The 22327-nt window shown below is 51.6% G+C and carries 15 protein-coding genes; 2 read left to right on the top strand and 13 right to left on the bottom strand.

Annotated elements, in window-relative coordinates; genetic code table 11:
* The first annotated feature begins 2 nt into the window (after positions 1-2).
* Positions 3-1754, top strand: a complete 1752-nt coding sequence (locus A7975_RS29350) for a sensor histidine kinase (protein WP_065387500.1) — start codon at positions 3-5, stop codon at positions 1752-1754.
* Positions 1755-1763: 9 nt separating this feature from the next.
* On the opposite strand, the gene A7975_RS29355 is transcribed toward A7975_RS29350, so the two are convergent.
* The 3 genes from A7975_RS29355 to A7975_RS29365 all read right to left on the bottom strand — a co-directional run bounded on the left by A7975_RS29355 (position 1764) and on the right by A7975_RS29365 (position 6577).
* Positions 1764-4865, bottom strand: coding sequence for a hybrid sensor histidine kinase/response regulator (locus A7975_RS29355; protein ID WP_065387647.1), 3102 nt, complete (start codon positions 4863-4865; stop codon positions 1764-1766).
* A gap of 182 nt (positions 4866-5047) precedes the next feature.
* Positions 5048-5890, bottom strand: coding sequence for a PPK2 family polyphosphate kinase (locus A7975_RS29360; RefSeq protein WP_053374314.1), 843 nt, complete (start codon positions 5888-5890; stop codon positions 5048-5050).
* Positions 5891-6577 (bottom strand): M50 family metallopeptidase, encoded by a 687-nt coding sequence (locus A7975_RS29365; RefSeq protein ID WP_063846000.1) that lies wholly within the window; start codon positions 6575-6577, stop codon positions 5891-5893. It lies immediately after the preceding gene.
* A gap of 118 nt (positions 6578-6695) precedes the next feature.
* Here A7975_RS29365 and A7975_RS29370 point away from each other — a divergent pair, with 118 nt between their 5' ends.
* Entirely contained in the window at positions 6696-7514 is an 819-nt protein-coding gene (locus A7975_RS29370; RefSeq protein ID WP_065387501.1) for an alpha/beta fold hydrolase, read from the top strand.
* 105 nt (positions 7515-7619) lie between these two features.
* On the opposite strand, the gene A7975_RS29375 is transcribed toward A7975_RS29370, so the two are convergent.
* The 10 genes from A7975_RS29375 to A7975_RS29420 form a co-directional block, all read right to left on the bottom strand.
* Complete coding sequence (locus A7975_RS29375; RefSeq protein ID WP_065387502.1) at positions 7620-8261, bottom strand: hypothetical protein; 642 nt, start codon at positions 8259-8261, stop codon at positions 7620-7622.
* A gap of 514 nt (positions 8262-8775) precedes the next feature.
* Positions 8776-9306, bottom strand: a complete 531-nt coding sequence (locus tag A7975_RS29380) for a type 1 glutamine amidotransferase domain-containing protein (RefSeq protein ID WP_065387503.1) — start codon at positions 9304-9306, stop codon at positions 8776-8778.
* Between the two features lie 144 nt (positions 9307-9450).
* Positions 9451-14403: a DUF4132 domain-containing protein gene (locus A7975_RS29385; RefSeq protein ID WP_065387504.1), complete on the bottom strand. Its 4953-nt coding sequence runs from the start codon at positions 14401-14403 to the stop codon at positions 9451-9453.
* 24 nt (positions 14404-14427) lie between these two features.
* Positions 14428-14850, bottom strand: coding sequence for a hypothetical protein (locus A7975_RS29390; protein ID WP_065387505.1), 423 nt, complete (start codon positions 14848-14850; stop codon positions 14428-14430).
* Between the two features lie 211 nt (positions 14851-15061).
* Positions 15062-15925: an STM4011 family radical SAM protein gene (locus A7975_RS29395; protein WP_065387506.1), complete on the bottom strand. Its 864-nt coding sequence runs from the start codon at positions 15923-15925 to the stop codon at positions 15062-15064.
* Positions 15922-17277 carry an STM4012 family radical SAM protein gene (locus tag A7975_RS29400; RefSeq protein ID WP_255314615.1) on the bottom strand — a complete coding sequence of 452 codons (1356 nt, stop codon included), beginning with the start codon at positions 17275-17277 and terminating at the stop codon, positions 15922-15924. The genes A7975_RS29395 and A7975_RS29400 overlap by 4 nt, the downstream gene beginning before the upstream one ends.
* Before the next feature lie 16 nt (positions 17278-17293).
* Entirely contained in the window at positions 17294-18079 is a 786-nt protein-coding gene (locus tag A7975_RS29405; RefSeq protein WP_065387508.1) for an STM4013/SEN3800 family hydrolase, read from the bottom strand.
* 6 nt (positions 18080-18085) lie between these two features.
* Entirely contained in the window at positions 18086-19339 is a 1254-nt protein-coding gene (locus tag A7975_RS29410) for an STM4014 family protein (protein ID WP_369688971.1), read from the bottom strand.
* Entirely contained in the window at positions 19312-20151 is an 840-nt protein-coding gene (locus tag A7975_RS29415) for an STM4015 family protein (RefSeq protein ID WP_176707843.1), read from the bottom strand. Before A7975_RS29415 ends, A7975_RS29410 begins: the two co-directional genes overlap by 28 nt.
* Positions 20152-20291: 140 nt before the next feature.
* Entirely contained in the window at positions 20292-22325 is a 2034-nt protein-coding gene (locus A7975_RS29420; RefSeq protein WP_065387511.1) for an ABC transporter ATP-binding protein, read from the bottom strand.
* Positions 22326-22327 lie beyond the last annotated feature (2 nt).

The following is a 22327-nucleotide window of genomic DNA, read 5'->3' on the forward strand; positions in this document are numbered from 1 at the left end:
TCATGACGATAAAACGCCAGTTGACGATGCGGTTTGTTCTTCAGCTCGCAATCGCCGGCTTAGTTGTCCTTCTAATCGCTTCCATGACGGTCATCTGGGTAATCAAACGTTTTGCTGATATTAGCATCTCCCATGACTTCGCTTCAGTAGGGCTTGCACGGCTTGTTGAATCTTCGGAGCTTGGCAAAGATGGCATTCGATTCGATCCGCATCTGCTTGAGCAGGTGAAAAAAAACGGCGGCTGGCTGCAAAGCTTGGACGAAAATGGCCAGGTCGAAAATTCATACAATACGCCTAAGGACGTTCCCCTGCGCTATAATCCCGGAGAGTTGATCGCATTTTGGAGAGGAGCAAAACCTTTTCCTTATCATCTTTATTTGTGGATTCAAGATAAAGGCGGCAAGCGCTATACGCTGCTGTACGGTGCTCCTAACTATACAGGCCTCTTATTAAATGCTGCTGCCCGCAGCGGGAAATTATCTTCTGACGGAAAGCTGCTGCTTCCAGATGAGGCTACGGAGAAGCTCAATCGAATCGAAGGTTTCGTTCAATTGCTTGATTCAGCCGGCAATGAGCTAGCTTCCTATAATAAACCTAAATCGATACCGGCTACATACTCGCTCCAGGAGCTGGCGCTTCGAACGATGTACAATAGCGTGTACGGATTCCGCCTCGATTCCGCTTTTGAGGATGAGACAGGGCGCACATGGTTAATCGGCGTGCCGAATGCGAAAGGGAGCACCCGAGGGGATGCCTTGCTTATACCCGCTGAAGTAAAAGTGGTGCTGATTGCCGTTATTACGATGTTCTCCGCCATTCTTGCCCTGTTCCTGCTGCTCTCGCTGTGGAATGCCCATCGGTTCGGCATGCCGATGCTTCATATGCTCACTTGGCTGGATGCGCTGGGCAAGGGAGTGTATAAGGAGCCTGCCGATCATCGAGGCGTCCCCCATAGCCGAACGCGATCAGGCAAGTGGCGACGCCGTTACCGTGTTTTTGCGGATGTCATGTTCTCGATTGACAAGCTTTCAGGAACGCTGCAGCGCGACCAAGCCATGAGGCGTCAAACCGATAGCTTGCGAGAGGAATGGATCGCCAGAATTACGCATGATTTGAAAACGCCTCTGTCATCCATTAAGGGATATGCGCATTTGCTGGCGGAGCCTAAGTATGAGTGGTCATCGGAGGAGGTACGTAAATTTTCAAGCCATATGCTCGACAAATCTGCGCATATGGATATGCTGATCAGCGATCTTGCGATGACTTATCGACTGAGGACAGGGGTTCGTCCGCCGGAGGCAGAGGAAGTTGATCTGAATAGCTGGCTGCAAGAAGCGCTTAAGCAAGCAGCCGCCAACCCCGATTATGGCATGGGTAGAATTACGTTTCATGAACCCGGCAGAGCCGTAATCGTTAAGCTCTATACCCCATGGCTAGAGCGGGTCGTTAACAATTTGACAGCGAACTCACTGCTTCATAATCCGCCTGATACGTTGCTTGACGTAACCCTTTTGGCAGATGAGGGGCTCACGATACAGTTCGCAGATAACGGCGCCGGAATGGATGAGGATACATTAAACAAGCTGTTCGAGCGTTATTACCGGGGTACGGGTACTTCTGCAACGCCGAATGGAACAGGCCTTGGAATGGCCGTGTCCAAAGGGTTGATCGAAGCCATGGGAGGCAGGATTACCGTGGAGACCGCTCTAGGCAAAGGAACGGTCATCCGGTTAATTTGGGATCACATCGAATGAATATACGGCTTACTCGATCGATTTAGGAAGCTGAGGCACCTCGAAGGTAATCGTCGTGCCCTCTTCGCTTTTACTTGCAATGTTAAGGCCTTGCCCATACAAAGACATTAAGCGCCGATGGATATTTACGAGTCCCACTCCCGTTCGTTTTCGTTGGTCATGCCCTTGCAAAAGAGTGCCCATCTCCCTCTGCTTCATCCCCACCCCGTCATCCGATATGGAAATGAACAGGTTTGTCTCCGTATGCCTAACGGCGAGCACAATCGTGCCGCCTGCACTCTTCTGCATTACGCCATGCCTTACTGCATTTTCTACGATCGGCTGAATGCTGAGCGGCGGAATATAGGCATCTGTTGGCTCATCTATATCATAGATGATTCGGAGCCGCTCTCCGAAACGCGCTTGCTCAATTGCCATATAAGCTTGAACGAGCTCCAGCTCCTTCTCCAAGCTCACAACCTGCTCGCGATTTTGGAAGTCGAAGCTGCTGCGCAAATAATAGCTCAAATCCAAAAGCAACTCCGCCGCTTTCTCCGGATCGACAGGACAAATCGAGATAATCGTATTCATCGCGTTATATAGAAAGTGAGGTTTGATTTGAGCTTGCAAAAAAGCCATCTCTGAGCGAATCGCCGCTTGCACGGATTGGCGCAGCTCCAGCAGCGTCCGCACGCGAGCGCGCAGAACAGCACTATCGACGGGCTTAGTCAAAAAGTCGTTTACGCCTGCGCTGAAGCCCGTCTGAATATCGCCGGCAAAATTTCTCGCGGTAAACATCAGCACCGGCAGCTCCGATAACGCATAGCGCTCACGGATTCGCCGGGAGAGCTCCAGTCCCGACATTCCGGGCATCATCCAGTCCGTAATGACAAGATCGATGCGTCCCTTGCCTGCCAATACCTCCAAAGCTTCTGCTCCGTTATCAACCGGAATGACCGAATAATGGTCAATCGACAGCAGATTGATTAACACCTGCAAGTTAACAGGATCATCATCAACGATGAGCACGGTAAACTCAGACGTGTCGTTCACTTGAATGGCGGCAGCGGCTACTTGTTCTGCTGCTTGAACGATATGACCTGCCCGCTCCTCAATCAGACTTGTTTTGGCTATAGCGGTGACGCTGGCCGCAGGCAAGGTGAAATAAAATACAGACCCTGTGCCAAGCTCCGATTGCACGCCGATCTGCCCCTCGTTCAGCTCAACGAGCTTCTTCGTAATGTTCAGGCCGATTCCCGTTCCGCTGTAGCTCCCTTGTAAATCAGGAGCAGCAATACTGCTATAAGGCTCGAATATATCGCTCAGCCGATCCCAAGCAATGCCGATTCCCGTATCTCGCACGCTAATTTTCACCATCTGGTCTCGAACTTCCGCATACATGCCAATCTCGCCTTGATGGGTAAACTTCACCGCATTGCCTAGCAAATTAAACAAAATTTGCCGAAGTCGATCCTCATCCGTATCGAGCAGAGGGAGCTGGTCAGGCCACTCCTGCGTGAGCCTTATTCCTTTTTTGGCGGCTAAATGTCCAATGACCTCCATTACTGACTGCGCGGTTGCCGGCAAATCAACAGGCTGCCGGTTCAAGACCAGCTCCCCGTTGCGTAAAGTAGAGAAGTCCAAAATATCATGGATAAGATAATTCAGCCTTCTTCCTGTCGATACGATCATCGAGAGCTGGCGAGCTTGATTCGGATTGGTTGGCCCCGCTACTCCCTCAAGCAATGATTCCGCAATATTGACGATGCCGTGAAGGGGAGTCCGCAGCTCATGCGATGTATTCGCCATAAATTCATCCTTCAGTCCATCGAGCGTCAGCAGCCTTTGCGACAGCTCCTCCACTTTGTAGAAGGAGTGCGAAAACCGTCTAGCGAGCATAACGACCTGAACAATAACGAATATGAGCAATTCGAACGATAGAAAAAAAAGATTTTCCAGCATCCCCATTACATTCATTAGGGTGACCATGATATAAACCAGCATACTTATAGCGCTCAGCAGCAAATAAATCGCGTCGCGCGAGCGCAGCAGCACGCCCCTGACAAGCGTATACATCTGGACGCTGTAAACTAAAAATGAAGGTAATGAAACGAGCATAAACCACTGGGAATACAGTATCGTCGGCACAAAGACCGCTCCTATAATAGCGCCGATTGTCACGGCATTGCATACTCGCCATACCGTTTTGTTGACCGCTCGCGGCACCGACACATTCACATACTGCAGAATAAAGTAATACCCGCAGGTCGAGGATATATTTTGCAGCTTCATGACCCAATCGTAATTCAGCCCCGGCCATACGATCGATATGAGCTTCTCGCCATGCGTCAGCACATACACCAATATCGCCAAACAAAACAACGCCAAGTAAAGCAAGGATCGCTCCTGCCTCCGCATATAAAACAAAAGCAGAAAAAAGAAAGAGAACATCGCAAATCCGCCAACGTTCAAAAAGTCCCCGAACATCGCCAGCTCTCGGCTCTTCCTAATCTCATCCTCGTGTCCGAACCAAATGGGATAAATGATGCCGCCAGATGCGTAGTTGAAATTGGAAACCTGAACGATCACCTCAACCTGATTGCCCCGTACCGATACAAACTCTACATAAGGAACATTGTTAGACTCTCCTGTCTCATTCGTATCGCTGGGTATTCCGCTTGCGCCCGCTTCCCTGCCATTCAGAAACACTTTATTCGCCATTCGGATGTTCGTTGTGCGTATGCCAAACATTGTCTCATCTTTATGGTTGCTCAGCTCTACCATTAATCGATAGGTACCGAACCCTGCGGCCTCTGGATTTCCCGTTTCAGAAATATAGTCATTCCACTGTCCTGGCACAGGAAAGAGACCTGTAAGCTCAGGCCTCTTGCTTGCCGCAGGCGCCGCATCGGCAAATTGCTCGGGCGTCAGCAGCTGATTGCGATAAAACTCCCATTCCCCTTTTAGTGGAACAAGACCGTCCGTGTCAAAATTCCAATCCCGCAAATCGAGAACGCCTCCGCTAGACCTCGGTGCGTCCGGACTCGCTATATGATTATAAAAATATCCATATACAGGAAAAGAAACAACGATTAGAAAAAATAAAGCGATTAACCACCATTGCTTTCTCATCCGATTATTGCTCTTTTGCATAAATCCCCCTATTTTCCTTCATCCGCATCTCTTAAATTTCCATATTTATAATAACATGCGATAGAATAATGGACTACTAGGGAGCTATAAAGATATAGCTAGCGAGCAACAAAGCGAAGCTAAGGAGCAACAAAAGCAAAGCTAAGGTCCAATAAAGACGGTTAGCCTTCTTCTTTCTTCATATCTGCCAGCAGCAGCTGCAGCTCGGGATTGGCGGGAGGCTCATTTAGATCCAAGCTACGTAAAGCTTCGACTGCGATTTGGAGCACGGCGTAATTGCGATACCAGCGATGATCGGAGGGGACCACATGCCATGGCGCCTCTTTGCTGCATTTTTCGAACAGCTCTTCGTAGTACTCGCGGTACTGCTTCCATGATTTGCGTTCCTGCAGATCGGCCGGGTCGAACTTCCAGTTTTTGCTTGGATCCTCGATGCGGCTAACGAGCTTCTCAAGCTGGAACTGCTTCGAGATATGCAAAAAGACTTTAACGACCTTCACACCGCTCTCGGCGAGCATGGCTTCAAAATGATTAATATGCTTAAAACGCTGCTTGGCCTCCTCGTCCTTTACCTTGCCATGTACTCTCGTAATGAGTACTTCCTCGTAATAGGAACGGTTAAAAACAGCAATTTGGCCAAGGGCGGGAACGGCACAATGCGCTCTCCATAAAAAATCATGCCGCGCTTCCTCCTCCGTCGGCGCCTTAAAGCTGTGGGCAGAAATGCCCTGCGGATGCAGTCCGGCAAACACTTTTTTGATGACGCCGTCCTTCCCGCTGCAATCCATGCCCTGAAAAACAAACAGCACCGCATGCTTTTTGCCGGCTGCCAGCTTCTCTTGCAGCTCCTGCAGCTCCAGCTCAAGCTCCTTTACTTCTTTAGCGACCTCATCTTTATTTTGAAAGCGGCCTGTATCCTTCGGATCAATGTCCGTTAAGTCCACCTTTTTTCGCGCGGGCAGCTTATTGTTCTTTGACACTCTCGCCACAACCTTCCCAGTCATTTATCTACTTATTTGTATCCCACTAGCCTTTCTTCTAAACAAATAGCCGATCGCGATTTTGGCGCACCAGAGCGCAAAGATACAAAAGATCGCTGACCATACAAAGGCTGGTAAGAATGTAACGCCGCTCAGGCTGGCTGCATCTCCCGCCGAAGCCGGCTCGGTAACCGCAAGATAAAATAAGATAAACGGACTAATGACCGACTCCACCAGGCAAATGAAAGCAAGAAGCAAGTAATAACCGGTTCGCAGCCAGCCTGGCGCGGCAAAACAAATAAGTACCGTCAACGCCGTAAAGCCGGCGCTCCATGCCATGCCGTAGCCATTGCGAACGAATAGCGCGAGTGCGACCCCGGCAGCTATCGCGATTAAAGCGAGTCCGAAGCGCTCCTTGCCCTTCGCATGCAGAAAGAACAACAGCAACGAAAACACCGCGGAGCCGGTGTATCCGGCAAGCGCAATCGGGATGATCATCCAGCTGTCCGTATAAGCCGTGTAAGTCACCCCGCTCTGGTCAGCGAACAAGTAAATATGCATGACGTTTCCTTTTAGCAGCAGTGTTACAAGCGCGTGGGCAAGCTCGTGAACCAATGTGTTTACATTTTGAAAAAATGCCGAAAACGGGATGAATCGAGTCAAAAATACGGTGACGATAACGATTACCGCCATTCTAAGCCAAGAAAACATGCTCCAGCCTCCAATCCGCTGTCTTTATTTTAACTCTTCATACGGCTGAAAAAGATTTATTTTTCAAATCGTCCTTAAATGGGTAAAAAAAGATATAGACCACGAGAGGAGAGATTCGATGGGACATTACATTGAGGTTGAAAAAAATGTGCGATTATTTGTTGAGGATATCGGCTCCGGCCCCCCTGTTATCTTCCTGCATGGCTGGCCGCTGAACAGCCGGATGTTTGAATATCAGTTTACTTTGCTCTCTGAACAGGGCTATCGCTGCATTGGGATTGACCAGCGAGGCTTCGGAAAATCTTACGCCCCGGCAACAGGCTATGGCTATGACCGGCTCGCCGACGACGTAAAAGCGGTGATCGATTATTTAAAGCTGGATCAAGCTTATCTTGTAGGCTTCTCTGTGGGCGGCGCAATAGCTGTCCGCTACATGGCGCGCCACGGAGGCTATGGCATCCGCAAGCTTGCGCTGCTTGGCGCTGCTGCTCCGTCGTTTACCCAGCGGGATGATTTTCCGTATGGCATGAAGAGAGAGGATGCGGATGCGCAAATCGCCGCCGTCAAAAAAGACCGGCCGCAGCTGCTGCGCGACTTCGGGGACAAGTTTTTGGCAAAAGGCGCGGATGCCGATGTGATAAGCGAGCCTTTTAAGGATTGGCTGCAGCAGCTTGGCCTTGAGGCATCCGCATGGGGTACGGTTCGGACGTTTGAGTCGCTTCGCGACGAGGATTTGCGTGCTGACATCCTGCAAATTAAGACATCTACAACGATTTTCCAAGGCTCGCTGGACACGATCTGCCCGCCCGAGCTTGCGAAGCAGCAGCTGAATGGCATAGACGGCTCGACGCTCGTTACGTTTGAACAAAGCGGCCACGGCATGCTGTTCGATGAACCGGCGAGGTTCAATAAGGAGCTGCTGGAGTTTTTGAAATAAACATGCTTCAATAGCTTGCACTGACGCGAATCATCCATTAAAAAAACGCCTCTAACCCCACTTGCGTCGTGGTTGTTGAGGCGTTTTTTTGGGGCCAGCAGGAGGTTATGGGGTTATGTCGCTAGATAGCTGCTCTTGATACTTAGCCAATAAGTAGTGGAAGCGCTGGAAATCGCTCGTCAGCACTTTGATTTTTCTTTTTAGTCTAGCTTTTTTCTTATGGTCATCATCGCCGTTCATCAGCTGATCGATATTTTTATCCAGCTTCTCACGCAGCGCCAGTATAAGGCCGATCGAAATATGGGACCTTGCCATCTCCTGCAAATCTGCGGCGAGCGCTTCCCCCAGGTGATCCATCGCAAACTTTTGTCTGCGTAATTTTTTTTCAATCTTGATATGCTCAGGTGTAAAGTCTTCGCGGTAATCCTGTCCAGGAACCTGATTCCAAAATGCATTCCATTGCTCTAACTCGCCAACCTCGTATAATAAAAATTTATGAAAACCGCACAACCATGCCGTACAGCTCGTATTTCGCTTCTGGCAGCCTACCCCGTCAAGCAGATGCTGGCAGCCGTTGCAGCATGAGCCGCTGTTTGCGATACAAACCTTACAAATATGATCTGCTCCCAGCTCATTCAAGGCGGTTAGTCCCGCATCGATAAGCTCAGCTTTACTCACCATTGAGGATGAGTGAATACTCGAATCAGCAGACTTGTCCATTTCTTGATCAAATGCAGTATCGGGCATTCAGGCACGCCCTCCTTAAAAATGAAGTCATTATAACTAAAATATACTTCAAATAGATATGGAAAACAATTTCACCCGTTTCATCTTGCTGGCTTTCCCTCGCATATCTTATACACCAGTAACGTCGGACACTCACAATTGAACAGATCTGAATTAACGGGAAATTGTCCTGCTAATATTTATTGGGAAGCCTGATAAACCCATTTAGCTGGAAATACTTCCGTTAATAAGAGCAAACTGAGTTCATATCGATCAAAAATGAATAATTAACAGGAGTAATTCCTGCTAACCCTGATTTTTGTTCAAAATTCGTGAAATTAACGGGAGTATTTCCTGTTAATCTTTTTTCAGAGCATTTTCGGTTTGGCGGGAGGCTCGTAGCTGGGGGCTGGGGCTCGGGTGCACAAGCTCTCTCATTAACATACCAATCTGTTCACACACAAAAAAAAGAAAACGAGCAGCTAGAATCGCTTCCAGTGCTCGCACTCCCTATTCAACATCCATAAAGCTCAGCTTACCATGCGTTTACGCCAAGCTTGCCAATCGTCTCGCGGATGAAGGCGGGCTCGTCCTCCGGCGTCCGTGACGTAACCCAGTTGCGGTCCACGACAACCTCTTTGTCGACGAAGTTTCCTCCCGCAGCTTTGATCTCTGACGAGATGCCCGGATACGAGGTTAGCGTACGGCCTTTGAGCAGGCCTGCTGCCTCCAAAATTTGCGGTCCGTGGCAAATAGCCGCGATCGTCGTGCCCGCTTGATCGGCTTCCTTGACGAAGGCTTGCACATCCGCATTATTCATGAGGTGGGATGGCGATTTGCCGCCAGGAATAATAATGGCTGCATAATCATCCGCCTTCGCCTCAGCAATGCCCAAATGCGAAGTATAGGCAATCGTGCCCTGCTTACCTTTCAGCTCCTCATTGCTCTTCAAGCTAATAATAACGGCTTCATGCCCGTTTTTAACCATTTCATCATATGGATTTTTCATCTCGGAATCTTCAAAATCGTTGGCCAGTAGAAAAGCGACTTTTTTCGCCTGCGACATTTTAAACACGCTCCTTTCTGTATTCAAACCATAATGTACTTTACCCCAATTCCGGCAATTTGAAGCATGACCGCTCTAACGCGATTGTCCACATAACGAAAAAAAGGGAGCCATAATCGGCCCCCTTCTCCTCTCATCCCGTTACTATGCTTGCAGCTGTGCTAAAATTTGCGGGTCCTTCAGCTTGGCGTCCTGTGCCAGCAGTACGATTTTGGACAAAATCTCCGCTGTCTTCGGATCTTCGTCCATGAAGGGCAGGAACAACCTCCCGCGATGCTGCGAATGGACGGGCACAATGGAGAGCGCACCCTTCGCTTGTTTATGAACCATACCGCTGCCCAGATGCACGCTGTACTCGCCAAGCTTGCCTGCGATCAACGCATGATTGCCCTCGAGGCGCACATTGTCGATCTTAAGCAGCCGCAGCGATTCGCGTACGATAGCTGTACGAATGCCAATCGTAGTAAGGCTTGCCTCCGGATCGACGCCGCCGACATGAGCCACGCTGACGACCAAATCAACGTCTCTCATCACCTCTGAGAAAATCAAGCTTGGCACCTGCGCAATATCCAAGCCTTTAAGTGTATGGCGATCAAAGAAACGAACCGTTTCCAGCGTCGGACTCTCGATATCGGAGGGAGAGAACCAATCGGCAAGCGCATAAATGCTGGCGATAACGTTCTCCTTGTAAAATACCTTTTGCAAGCCCTCTTCATAGCTTACCGTCCATCTTCGGCCTTTGAGGAGACTGACCGTTTTGCGCGGCTGCACCTGATGCCCAGCATATCGGCGCGACAACGAGCCGCTTGCAAGCTCATCGCCATTTGGCACGTAAAGCTCCCTGAAAATTTGCTTGAACGGCTGCTTCACTTGGCGGTCGAACAAGTCCTTCTGATAGGAGCTCCACTGTCCGCTTTCAAAGAAATGGAGCGGATGCGCGATGACCAGCTGCTCGCCATCCTTCACCTCATAGCGATCTCCTTGCGGGCTATTGAGCGTTCCCGTCTCCGCGTCGAAAAACCCTAGCGACTCGCCAGACTTGAATACGAGCACGCCCACTAATGGAGACAGGACAGGATTGCGAGCCAGCTTGCTGACTTCCTGCAAAGTGAAGCCGCTGCCCGCTTCCATCGAGCGCTCAAGCTCGGCACGTGCTCTTCTATACTGCTCCGTAAGCTCGGCTTTTGTCTCTTTGAGCACTGTAATGTACTCATTTTTCTTATATGCCGCGGGAACCGACTTCAATTCCTTGCCATGCTTCAGCACGCGAATATCGGTTTTGCCATCGCCGTCGATAACGAGCTGCGCGGTCAAAATATCATCCAGCGCATGCGGCTCGAAATAATGGAGAAGCTCATCCAGCTTCCTGCCTTCCATATCCCAAGTTAAGCGAATCACGTCGGCGTAACCCGCATTGCGAGCCAGATTATCGAGCGCGATGCTCGCCGTCTTCGCTTCACTTGCCCGGCGCTGAGCGCCGAATGTCTTGCTTTCCTTCAAAAACTGCTGAATAAACGTATAGCGCCCCAGCACGTCACGCGTTTGGCTGCCCCCTTCGCCGAGCGGAAGCAGGCTGTAGCTGAGCAAGTGATCCTTATTCCGCTTCTCCGACGCGGAAGCATACAGCTCCGCAAGCTTCAGCTTGCCGAGCACAGCGTCTGCGAACAGCTGTGACCGCCTGTGGTTCGAGCCTGCCGATATATATTTCGCGCATTGGTAAAGCAGCTGGAATTTCTCTTCTCCAAGCTCCTCGTACGCTTGCCTGAACCAATCGATATCGAATGCGCCATCGTTAAAATCCTGCGGTGAAATCGGCGAATATTGGGCAACAATCGTCTCCTTCTCCGCCGAGAACGATTCATTGATATGCGCGTGAAAATACCATGCAGCGCTGCGAAGGCCGCTCCAGCCTAAGTGGCGCGACACGAGTTCAACCCACTGCGGCGCATACATTGCGGCTTCCAGCAGCCTTGTCTCCGCGATGCTGCGACCCTTCAGCAGCTCAGCCATCAAAGCTTCGTCCTCATCCTTGCGGGGATGGCATACCTTTAGCAGATGGCTGAACGTCTCCTTCTTCGTCACATCTCTTCCGTATCCATAAATATAGCCGCGCACAAACGATTCCTTATCGAGCCCTGCCAGTATCGCGAGAAAATGCTCCATCCCGTCGATATGCTGAATGCTCGTCGCCAGATTCGTCACCTCAGTAGCCAGGTCCCCGCGATTCAGCTCGATTTCTAAAATGCGCAGCACGACTTTCTCCTTGAACTCGATCAACTGCGGATATTGCTCCAGCAGCTTACTTTGCGGATTCGTAAGCTGCCTGATATGATTGCTGCTTTGCGGCCTTGCGATCAGCTCCCTAAGCAGCTCATGCTCATCGATAACACCCAAGCTGTATGCTCGCGCAAAATCGGATAAAGTCAGCAGATGGTTGTCATAGCCATTCATTTCATAGAGGTGGTAATAAGTGCGGAAGCATGCGATAAACGATTCGTCGTCATGAACATTCGCGCGTACCCATCTCCCCCAAAAGCTCGTGTACAAATCGAGAAGCTGACTCTCCTGAGCGACGCGTTCGGCAGGAAAACATTGAATAATTAAGTTTAACACGTGATTCGCCGGCTCAAATTGCTCTTGCTTGTCGCATTGCTCCACGTAAGCGCCAATCAGCTTATTCACTTGCTGTCCATAAGGCAAATTCTCAAACAGGCCAAAAGCTTCACGCAGCGTTTCCACCTGATAAAGCTGCTCCAACAGCTCTTTTCGCCAGCCCTCAGCCGGCTCATAAGAAGAACTTCTCCAGTGCTCAAGCTCGCCGTAATAATAGCCGCATAGCGTCTTCTGTGTTCGGTAAAAATCAAGCTGCAGCAGTTCGGCTGCGCCAAAGCCGCTCTCCTCCAAATAATCCGCCCATACTTGCGAGAGCGGATACCGCTCCAGAGCTGGCGTAGTATCCTCTGAATCGTAGCTCCAACTCAGCTCTGTCAGCCGGGCGCCGATGAGAAGAGACTGCCTCGCGCCCGAATAATCGAGCATTTCGTATTCATGCTCACGATGAAGATGAACGAGATCCGCAAGTCCCGTGACAAAATCACGGATTTGCTCGGTCGTAAGGTCAAAGCGGCTTCGCGCCTCCTGAAGCGCAGAGAACGGAAGCTGCTCTCTGCTCGTAAGCTCCGCGTCTACCGCAGCGGGATCAAATAACCCGAGACCGTTGCTCAGCGTGTACGAGTCCTGCTGCTTCAGCTTTGCAATCAGCAGACGCTCTTTATCGGTTGGCTCCGCAATCGAGTCCACCTCGTCCTGCAGCGCGTTCGAAAGCTCGGCATGCGCCGGCTCATCCTTCATCTCCGTCAGCAGCTCCAGCGCGGCAAGGCGCTGCAGCTCGTTACGGCTTTGCAGCAGAAGCGCCAGAGCCGCTTCCAATTGGCGGGCAGGCTGCTTCAGCAGCAAACCGATCGCGCCCTGGCGCAGCGATCCCGTCTTTAGCTTCAGCAGAGCAGTAACGGCGTCGATTTCATCTTCGCTCAGCTCCAAATGCGCGGCCTTTAAAATAGCCAGCTCGCGATTGCTCATGCTTTTATCCGACAAGCTTGCAATGAGAAAGGAGCGTTGCACGCTATTCGATGCGTCATTCATAAAATATTTAAGCAGCTCGCCCCTTTGATCTGGACCGAGCGCATCCTTCATAGCAACAAGCTCAGCAATCCAATCGATATCCATGTCATGCGCCGTCAAGAAGAGCAGCTTCCGAACGATCATATCCGAGGAATACGTATAGCCGATCCAATCAAACACTTGCGACTTTGCGGTTATCTCCTTTGCAGGCATGGCGCTTAGCATCAGCTTGAACTGTTCGTACTGCTGCCTTCTTGTTTCTTTATCCGACAAGTACGATGACTGCTTCAGCTCAAGACGCGATTTATTCTCGCCATCCGCTCTCTCCCACTTATAAGAGTAATCGAGAGAGTAATTGGATACGAGCCAATATTGCAGCTCTTTATTCGTTTCGCCCAGCCAATCCTTTGCGATTGCGAAGCGGACATCTTCGTTTTGGCTTTGCGCCAACATATATTGCGCCACGATTTTGCGATAGTCATCCTTGCTCGTCATGAGGAAGCGGATCTTGTCATAAAGCTGCTGCTCCTCCCGGACGGCAATGGCCCATAGGCTCATATACAGCTCGTTCACGTTGCTGCTCGCAAGTCCCTCCTCACAAGCTGAGGCATCGGCAAGGCATCTTGCGGCAAATTCAAGATTTTTCTTCGCCACCCGCGAATTAGCAGCTTCCAGCCCTAAGCCGGTCCATACATCTAGCGCCCTAATAACCGAGCTGTAGCGAATCAAATCATGCTCGATTACGACCTCAAGCATATACTGCATCGCTTCGATCGTGCCCTCATCCATCGCTTCAACGATGCTTTGGCGGAGGCCCTCCTGCAATCTGGCGGCGACGAGCAGCTCTCCAAGCATCCGATAAGCCTCAAGGCTGTGGCTGAGGAAAATGCCTGAAATCATGCTGCGCGACAAAAGTGCCGTGTTGTTATCACCATATATAATATCTTTTAACGCGGTCATAACCGCTTCATTGTTATCGTCAATGCCATATGCAATAATGTCGGCAATGGCCGTTTTGGGAAATTGATAGTCATTTTCTGCTATGTAATTGGCTTTCGTCAAATATTCGATCACGGAGAACTGACGGCCATTCAAGTAGAATAAGGAAATCATTTTTGCCAGCAATCGATCGAGATGCAGACGCTGCTCCCTTGTTCGGAAGGGCCTGCGCGCATAACCCGTGCTGTAAGGATATTCGGTTGCATACGTCGCCATATAGCGGAAAACATGAGCATATGAATCATCCAGCAGCTCAGCGATAATCTCAGCAAGCGGCTCGAACAGCTGCTGCTCCTCTCCCGATGCCAATACGAGAAGCTGCTCCTTTATTTGTCCGCTGATCTCATAATCGTTATAGCCGCGCTCGCTGATTTGTACAAGCAGCCCAGCCAGACGCTTATGCGAATCCGAAAGCGTCAGCTCATCCACCTTATCCTTCATATTTTGAAAATACAGCTTTTGCTCTCCTCTTTCCATCCTCGCAGCCTCCTTCGTTTCGCTCTACCACGTGCTGCCCGCCAGCATCGTAAACCGAACGAACGCAATTTCATCGCCTTCATGCAGCGTAAGCGCATCATCCAGTTGCTCTATCTCATTTCCGTTAATAAACACCCGATATAAACCGTCCTCAAAAGCGAGTATAGCCGTTGAAATGGCCTCTTTCTCGTCTGCTTTCTTCTCGTTATAGAGCGCGCCGAAGCCAATTTTCCCGCTCTGGCCAAGCTGCTCGATATCGCCCTGCGTCAGAAAAGGAACAAGCGGCGTCTCGGTCTTCCGTTCATTGAGCTGCCGGACATTCGTTGTCACCATGTCGATAATTAACGCCTTCAGCGTCAGCGGCACTTCGGATAATAGCCATGCAAGACGGTCAAGATGGTTTTTTCGCTTACCTAAGCTCTTAACCGTTATGAACACATTTAACACAGCTGCACCTCCAGCTTCTTAAATAGTCTATTACGAATACTGTACCATAATAAGGATTTTGGTTCCTAAATCAGAAATTTTATTGCAATCGATGACTGCCGCCAAGCAAAAATAAGCCGCCGCAAGGCACATGGGCATGACCTGATCGCGGCAGCTTCTTATTTTGACTCATCGACTGATCCATGGCTATCTGGATCGCGGTTAATGGCGTTTACCGAGCAAAACCAGCCGGTATTCGCTCCAGCAGCCGATCCCCATAAACCCGTTCCAGCCCGAGCTCCGGCATATGAATGTAGCCGATGTAACAGCCGCATTTTTTCATCCCGCAAGCCCGTTCGGCAGCTAATCCTTCCAATCCGTCTCGGTAGAGATGCCCGATAACCCTTCGATCGCTGTAGCACCGTTTGACGATGCCGGCGCCCTGCACGTAAAACACATTCGCCCCTGCGCCGCACGGCTTGCCTATGCTATCGTAATCGGGGACGTTCAGTCCGAAATGTGGATCGATTTGCGTTAAATACGCGATCTCTTCCTCTGAATAATAGGCTTTCCGATCCTTATAAGCGTTCACCCAAAGGTAGACATCCTCCGGAAGCAGCTTCCGCAGCTGCGCAATCGCATCAAACGCGCTTCGAATCCCAACCGAGCCTACGCTGAACGAAATTCCCTGCTCATAAAGCTTCTTGCACTGGCTTAGAAATTGCTCCTGGCCCGTTTGGCCGGGATGATACGTTACCCAGAACGCTGCTTTGTCCTTGGCAAGCTGCTGCGTCCAATCAAGCTTAACCGATAGGTTCGTCTGTACGGCTACCTTCTTCACATGCGTCATATGGGAAAGCTCGATCATCGCATCGCGATACCAGCGGTGAACGAGCGCTTCGCCGTAAGGATTAAAAAAAATCGACAGCTGATGGCCCGCTGCTCCTTGCTCACGAACCCACTCCATGAAAGCATGAAGCTGCTGCTTATCCTTCGCAAGCGTCTCTTTGCTATCCTTCGTTTTGCTGAAGGGACAATACGGACAGTCATAATTGCAGGATGACATTGCACCGCGGTAATAGAGCACCGCCTTCATCGGATCACGTACCCGTTCATCAGCTCTCTTACCTCGCCCGAAATCAGCTCATCCCCGATGGCGTCCGAATAAGCCAAACCAAGCGTCGTCAGCCGCAATACGCCCGACTCAAGTTCAGCTAGTCCCGTGCCGAGCAGCTCATTCAAATCAGGCTGATCCAGAAGCAGATCGGTCCCGAAGCGTTGCTCGTATGCGGATTGCTCCAATCCCTCCCGGTGCAGCAGCGCCTTAAGAACGTATCTGCGTTTTTGCTCCGCCTCGCTCAAGACAAAACCGTAATCTGCCGTGTCGTAGCTCTCAGCCGTTACATATTCCTCAATGATGCTTCTCGTTGCAGCGGTGCTTACGCCGTAACGCGAAGCGTAGTGGACATCGCGCGTATAGGAACGGGCGCCGCAGCCAAGGCCGACCATCCCTTCCTCCTGACAGCTGAAGGGCAGCACGCTCTTATGGTTAAAAACGATATCCTTCGCGAAGCGCCTCATCGAATATTGCTTATAGCCGGCAGCCTCCAGACGCTCGCGGGCAATATGATAGAGCGAGAGCCGAATATCCTCTCCTCTGCCGCGCATCTGCTCCGGCTTCAATATCGTATTTTCACGCGTATAAAGCGGATATATAAATATCTCCCCAGGCGCATAGCTGATTGCCTTCTCTAGGGAATACAGCCAGGTGTCCGCATTTTGCCCCGGTAAGCCATAGATGAGATCTACGTTTACGAGCGGAAATTGATAGCTCATCAGCGTTTCCAACGATTCCTCCGCAAGCCGCGGCTTCTGCGGACGGTAGATGGCGGAGGCTTCCTCCTCGACGAAGCTTTGGATGCCCATGCTGACGCGGTCAACGTGCCTATCCTTCAGCACGCGCATCCGGTCGGCAGTAACCGTCTCCGGCGACGTTTCTACCGATATCGATGCCTGCATAGGGTTAAGCCCCATCGTATGCTCGGCAATATCGAACAACCGGTTCAATTGGCCCGCTTCCAGCAGCGTTGGCGTTCCGCCGCCAATCGCGAACCTGGAGAATGAGCGATTTTCAAACCAAGGTGCCCATTGCTCCGCCTGCCGCTGCAGCGCATCCACATATTGCTCATGAACATCGACGCGCCGGTCCGGCAGTGTAAATAGATTGCAAAATCCGCAGCGAGCCCCGCAAAAAGGAATGTGCATATACAAAAAGTGATAGTCCGTTTGATCCTTCTCCCACAGCTCCTTCAGCGATTGCGCGGGCTGCAAATCCCGATAAGCGGTCTTATGCGGATAGGAATACAAATACGAACGGTATGGAGCCTGCGTAAAGCGCTGCTCCCGCTCCCGCAGCTCGGCAGATGATTTTAGCGATGATGATTGCAGCAAGCTGCATCCCTCCTTATTCCAATATAAACTCGCGATAAGGCACATCCCAAACGACCTCATGAGCCAATCGATGTCCCTCATAGCCGTCCTCGCCATACGCCGTCCCATGATCGGAGAACGCTAGGCAAAACGTTTTCCCCCTGCGCCGCAGCGCCTCGAATAACACGCCAAGCTGACTGTCCACATAACGAAGCGCTGCGCGCTGCGTCTCTATGGAATCCTGCTTTGCGCCTAGCACGAAGTAGTGATTAGGCCCGTGCATAGCCGATATATTCATAAACAAAAACAGCTTCTCAGCGGGATCGGCCTGCTCTAGCAGCTTCAGCGCGTGGTTCACCTGATGCTCGGTTGAGCGCGGATTCGTCACCCCAAAGGTCATCCGCCAATAGCTTTCTTGAAAATAACTAGGCAGCACCTTCGCAAGCTTATTTTTCTTCGTAAAAAAAATGACGCCTCCGATGCAGATCGTCCGGTAGCCAGCCTCCTGCAAGCCGGATACGAGATCCGGAGCGTCAAATAACCATGTATGAGGGTGCGTCTTGAGCCCTGTATTTTTGGTGTGAAAAAGCCGCACGTGAGAGGCTTTGTCCGTGTTCGCGGGAGTGGGCAGAAAACCGCCGAAAAAAGCATGGTGGGCGGCATAGGTAAAGCTGCCCGGCGTATGCCGCTTCTCCCAGCCTCCGCCCGCGCAAAGATTCGGACAGTTCGCTTCCTCGAGCTTCGCCACGTCATAGCGCAGCGTATCAAGCGTAATCATCAAAATATCGTGGCTGCCCACGATTTGGTTCATATCCGGCATACGTTGCTATTCCTTTCTGAGAAGCTTGCGCATTTGCCATTCATAGGTGTTCATCCCCTCGTACTCGGCACCATAGAGCAAATCGCCAAATGGATTAATGTCTATCGCATAGGTAAGTCCGCTGCCCCGCTGAACGAGCACATCCACGCCCGCCGTCCTGCTTCCCGGAAAAGCGCGGAGCGCAGCTTCCGCAGCCTGCTTCACCGACTGCTTCACCTCTGCCGAAAGCAGCCCATCGACATCCATTCTTCGCTCGTTGCGAAGATGCAGATTAGTAATGGGCGTGATGCTCAGCCGCAGCACCGTATGGCAAGCCTCGCCGTCCACGACGAGCTGGCGCACGTCAAACGACTTGCTCTCGAAGCTGTCCTTCTCGATCCATCGTTCAATATGTGCGCCTTCCCTGCACACCCAATCGATAATCGTCCGGATATCCGAATGCTCACGGTAGCGCCGAAGCAGACCTGCATTGTAAAAGCTGCTGCTTCCTGCATGCTCCTCTACGCCAATGGTCGTAATCGCAAGCTCAGCGCCTGTGCTCGGGTTAATCTGATAGGCAATAACGCCTGAAGCGCCGGAGCCGCAGGCGAGCTTAATGAACAGCCGCCTCATGCCGCTAGCAGAGATTGCCGCTTGAAGCTGATCGTAGCTTCTTATCGTACCAACCGGCGCCGGCAGCGCCGGCACGCGAAGGCCTTGGCGCGACAATAGCTGCCAGCAGCTTCTTTTGTCGAACATGCTCGCGATGCTGCCGGGCGAATTGACCCAGCGGACAGCTTTTCTCGAAGCCCCAGCCTCCCGCTGCATAGCGGCAAGAAACCGGCAATACCCGCGGTACCACTGCGCCGGAAAATAAATTCGTCCATGCTGCTGAGGAAGGGCGAGGGCGTCTGCCGCCGGAATCGAGATGCTGCCTGGCAGCGAGCCCGCTGACCAGAAAACATCGTCGCCGCTCCGGTCAGGCGCGCCCCATGCGATCAGCTCCCGCTCAACCGCCTGATCCTCGCCAGGCGCATCGAGTCGTACGATGATCGGTTCGTCTCCCGCAAATTGTTGCAATACATCTTCTATGTACAAGGAACGACTAAGCAGCTGCTCATAGGGAAGCACAACAGCCGGAGCCAGCCCCAGCTTGCTCCTTGCCGCCTGCAGGCCCATTGTCCGTTTGTTCGCCGGATTCCCTATTAATAGAAAAGGAATCTCACCGTCGCTCTTTGCTGAATAGCTGCCCATCACTCTGTAAGGAAAGGATAACGCCAATCATCTTCATCCGCTTCCTGCTGATCGGTTACGTCAACCGACAAGCCCGACTGCTTCCAGCGCTCCAGCAGCTCGCCCGTCATATAATGATAGCTTAGGTTAAGATGCTTCAGCTTCTTAATGCGCTCGCTTGCAAGCAGTGCCTCCCCGCCTTCATCGGATAACGTACCGTATGAGAGATCCAGCGTATCCAATTGGTCCAAAATAGGCGCATCAGCAATCGCAACCGCGATTTCATCCTGAATTCCGCTGTCTTTCAAGCCCAAATAAGTGAGCTTCGGAAACAGTTCACCCTTCATCAGCGGCAGCACGTCCTCAATGCCGCCGTCAAAGCCGTAATCCTCGACGCCCAAATAGAGCTCAAGCCGCTTCAATTCCGGCAGCCTCGCGCTCGCGATTTCCTCAAGCACCGACTTTGGCAGTCCTCCGCAAATAATGACCAGCTCCTGCAGCTTGTCGTGGACGAGCGGCTGCAAGCTTAATTCTTGGCTGCCCTTAATCGATAACGACTGCAAATTCGGGAATGCCGCAAGCAGCGGGGAGAGATTAGTCTGGTTAATCCAGGAAACCTCGCATTCCTCAAAGCCCATATCTCCAATGAATAGTTTCGTTAGGTTAGGAAATGAATCCTTATGGCTGATCAAAGTGTCCAAAAAGCTATCTGGAGAATTCTCATACGCCTGACCCCAATCGCCAATCGTTAGAATAGACAGCTGCTCGCCATCCGCGCTCGATGCCAGTTTTTCAATTAAGCTAGACATTCTAATTCCTTCTTCATACTCGTCATAGCCAACCGATAAGCGAATTTCAATCAAGAGTATCCCTCCAATAGTTTCCATATGGAAATAGGTTAACATGCCATTTTTCAGCACGTCAATGGTCCCTTAGTCATATGTGCCTACCCGTAGACGAAAAAAAAGCCTAGAACCCCAGTAAATGAGGCTCTCGGCTTCTAGGCGGGATAATGGCATGCTGCCCAGTGCCCTTTCTCAATCTCTTGCAGCTCCGGCTGCTCGCTCTTGCACAGCGCAGTCGCTGCGGGGCAGCGGGTATGAAAACGACAGCCTGAGGGTGGACTTGCGGGGGACGGAATTTCGCCGTCAATCGTTAGCAGCCCTCTCTTGCGAGATGGGTCCGGCCAAGGAATGGAGGCAATCAGCGCTTTCGTATAGTGATGCGCCGGGTGCGTGAACAGCTCCTCGCTGTCGGCAATTTCTACAAGCTTGCCCAAGTACATGACGCCGATCCGGTTCGAGATATGTCTGACCACGTGAAGGCCATGGGCAATGAACAAATACGTCAGCCCCAGGCTCTGCTGCAAATCCTGCATCAAATTGACGATTTGCGCCTGCACCGATACATCAAGCGCCGATACCGCTTCATCGGCAAGCACGAAGGAGGGACGCAGCGCGATCGCTCTGGCGATGCCGATGCGCTGCCGCTGGCCGCCGGAAAATTCATGCGGATAGCGCTCATGCGAGGATGGATTAAGGCCTACGACATGCAGCAGCTCTTCAATCCGTGTTTGTCTCTCCGCTGCGCTGAGCGAGGTGTGGATCGAGAGCGGCTCCCCAATGATATCGCCAACTCTCCAGCGCGGATTCATCGAGCCGTACGGATCTTGAAAGATCATCTGCATGTCCTTGCGCACCTCATGCAGCTGTGATTGTCTCAGTTCAGTCAACTGCTGCCCGGCAAAGGTCACCTTGCCCGCCGTAGCCTTCTCCAGCTGCATGATCACGCGGCCCAGCGTCGATTTGCCGCTGCCGGATTCGCCAACGAGGCCAAAGGTTTCCCCCTTGCGAATTTGGAAGGTCACATCATCGACAGCTCGAATAGAAGAGGGGTGACGCGAGAGCAAGCTTTTGCCAAGCGGGTAATATTTTCGCAGCCCTTCGATTTCAAATAGGTTCTCCGCAAAAGCCGCTCCCGCTTCCTCATGATCGCCTTCCACAGCTTCTTTAACCGCTATAGACGTGTTTGCCTTTTCTGAACGCTTCCAAGCCTGCGTCTCCGCCAGTTCCTCTGCATACCAGCAAGCTGCCTTACGATCATTTACGTCAAAGAGAGGAGGGCTTTCCTTCACGCATTTTTCTGTTGCATGCGGACACCTTGGGTGGAAGCGGCAGCCACTCGGCAGCTCGAACAAATTCGGAATGCTTCCATCAATGGAGAACAGCTTCGAGCCTCTATCGCTGTCCAGCGTCGTAACGGAACGAAGCAAGCCCTGCGTGTAAGGGTGATGAGGCAGCTCGAACAGCTGCTCGGCCGTTGCCTCCTCAACGACTTGACCGGCATACATCACGATTATGCGGTCAGCCATTTCCGCGGCAATGCCCATATCATGCGTTATAAGCAGAATGGACATATTGAATTCTGCCTTCAGCTCCTGCAGCAGCTGCAAGATTTGCGCTTGTATCGTCATATCGAGCGCCGTAGTAGGCTCATCTGCAATAAGCAGCTCCGGGCCGCAGGCCAGCGCCATCGCAATCATCGCGCGCTGAAGCATGCCGCCGGACAGCTCGCCCGGATACTGCTTCATCCGAAGCTCCGGCTCTGGTATGCCGACGCGGCCGAGCAAATGGATTGCACGCTCCCGCGCCTTCTCGCGGCTGCCGAGCTTATGTCCGGCTATCACCTCGACAATCTGGCTGCCGATCGTAAACACCGGATCAAAAGCAGACATCGGCTCCTGAAACACCATCGCCATTTTTTTGCCGCGCAGCGTTCGCATCCCTCTTTGCGGCGTGCGCACAAGATCGATGCCGTCCAGCTTCATCTCGCCGCTTGCGATAACGCCGTTCTCATAATCGATCAAGCGCATGACCGATTTGGAAGTAATCGTCTTGCCGCTGCCGGATTCACCGACGAGACATACCGTCTCCCCCGGCTTCATGCTTAGCGATACGTCCGATATAGCGGTCAACCAGCCCTTCGGAGTAGCAAACTTGACGGTCAGATGCTCGATTTCAAGCAATGTTTTCAAAT

The organism is Bacillus sp. FJAT-26390 (assembly GCF_001682865.1).
Classification (GTDB): Bacteria; Bacillota; Bacilli; order Paenibacillales; family Paenibacillaceae; genus Pristimantibacillus.

What these genes read in the sequence shown, in the direction of transcription:
- A7975_RS29350 (WP_065387500.1), top strand. Translation starts at nt 3, where the DNA reads ATGACGATAAAACGCCAGTTGACGATGCGGTTTGTTCTTCAGCTCGCA.
- A7975_RS29365 (WP_063846000.1), bottom strand. Translation starts at nt 6,577, where the DNA reads ATGTTTTCTTGGCTTAGAATGGCGGTAATCGTTATCGTCACCGTATTT.
- A7975_RS29360 (WP_053374314.1), bottom strand. Translation starts at nt 5,890, where the DNA reads ATGACTGGGAAGGTTGTGGCGAGAGTGTCAAAGAACAATAAGCTGCCC.
- A7975_RS29380 (WP_065387503.1), bottom strand. Translation starts at nt 9,306, where the DNA reads ATGTCGCAGGCGAAAAAAGTCGCTTTTCTACTGGCCAACGATTTTGAA.
- A7975_RS29405 (WP_065387508.1), bottom strand. Translation starts at nt 18,079, where the DNA reads ATGCCGGATATGAACCAAATCGTGGGCAGCCACGATATTTTGATGATT.
- A7975_RS29370 (WP_065387501.1), top strand. Translation starts at nt 6,696, where the DNA reads ATGGGACATTACATTGAGGTTGAAAAAAATGTGCGATTATTTGTTGAG.
- A7975_RS29355 (WP_065387647.1), bottom strand. Translation starts at nt 4,865, where the DNA reads ATGAGAAAGCAATGGTGGTTAATCGCTTTATTTTTTCTAATCGTTGTT.
- A7975_RS29385 (WP_065387504.1), bottom strand. Translation starts at nt 14,403, where the DNA reads ATGGAAAGAGGAGAGCAAAAGCTGTATTTTCAAAATATGAAGGATAAG.
- A7975_RS29395 (WP_065387506.1), bottom strand. Translation starts at nt 15,925, where the DNA reads ATGAAGGCGGTGCTCTATTACCGCGGTGCAATGTCATCCTGCAATTAT.
- A7975_RS29375 (WP_065387502.1), bottom strand. Translation starts at nt 8,261, where the DNA reads ATGCCCGATACTGCATTTGATCAAGAAATGGACAAGTCTGCTGATTCG.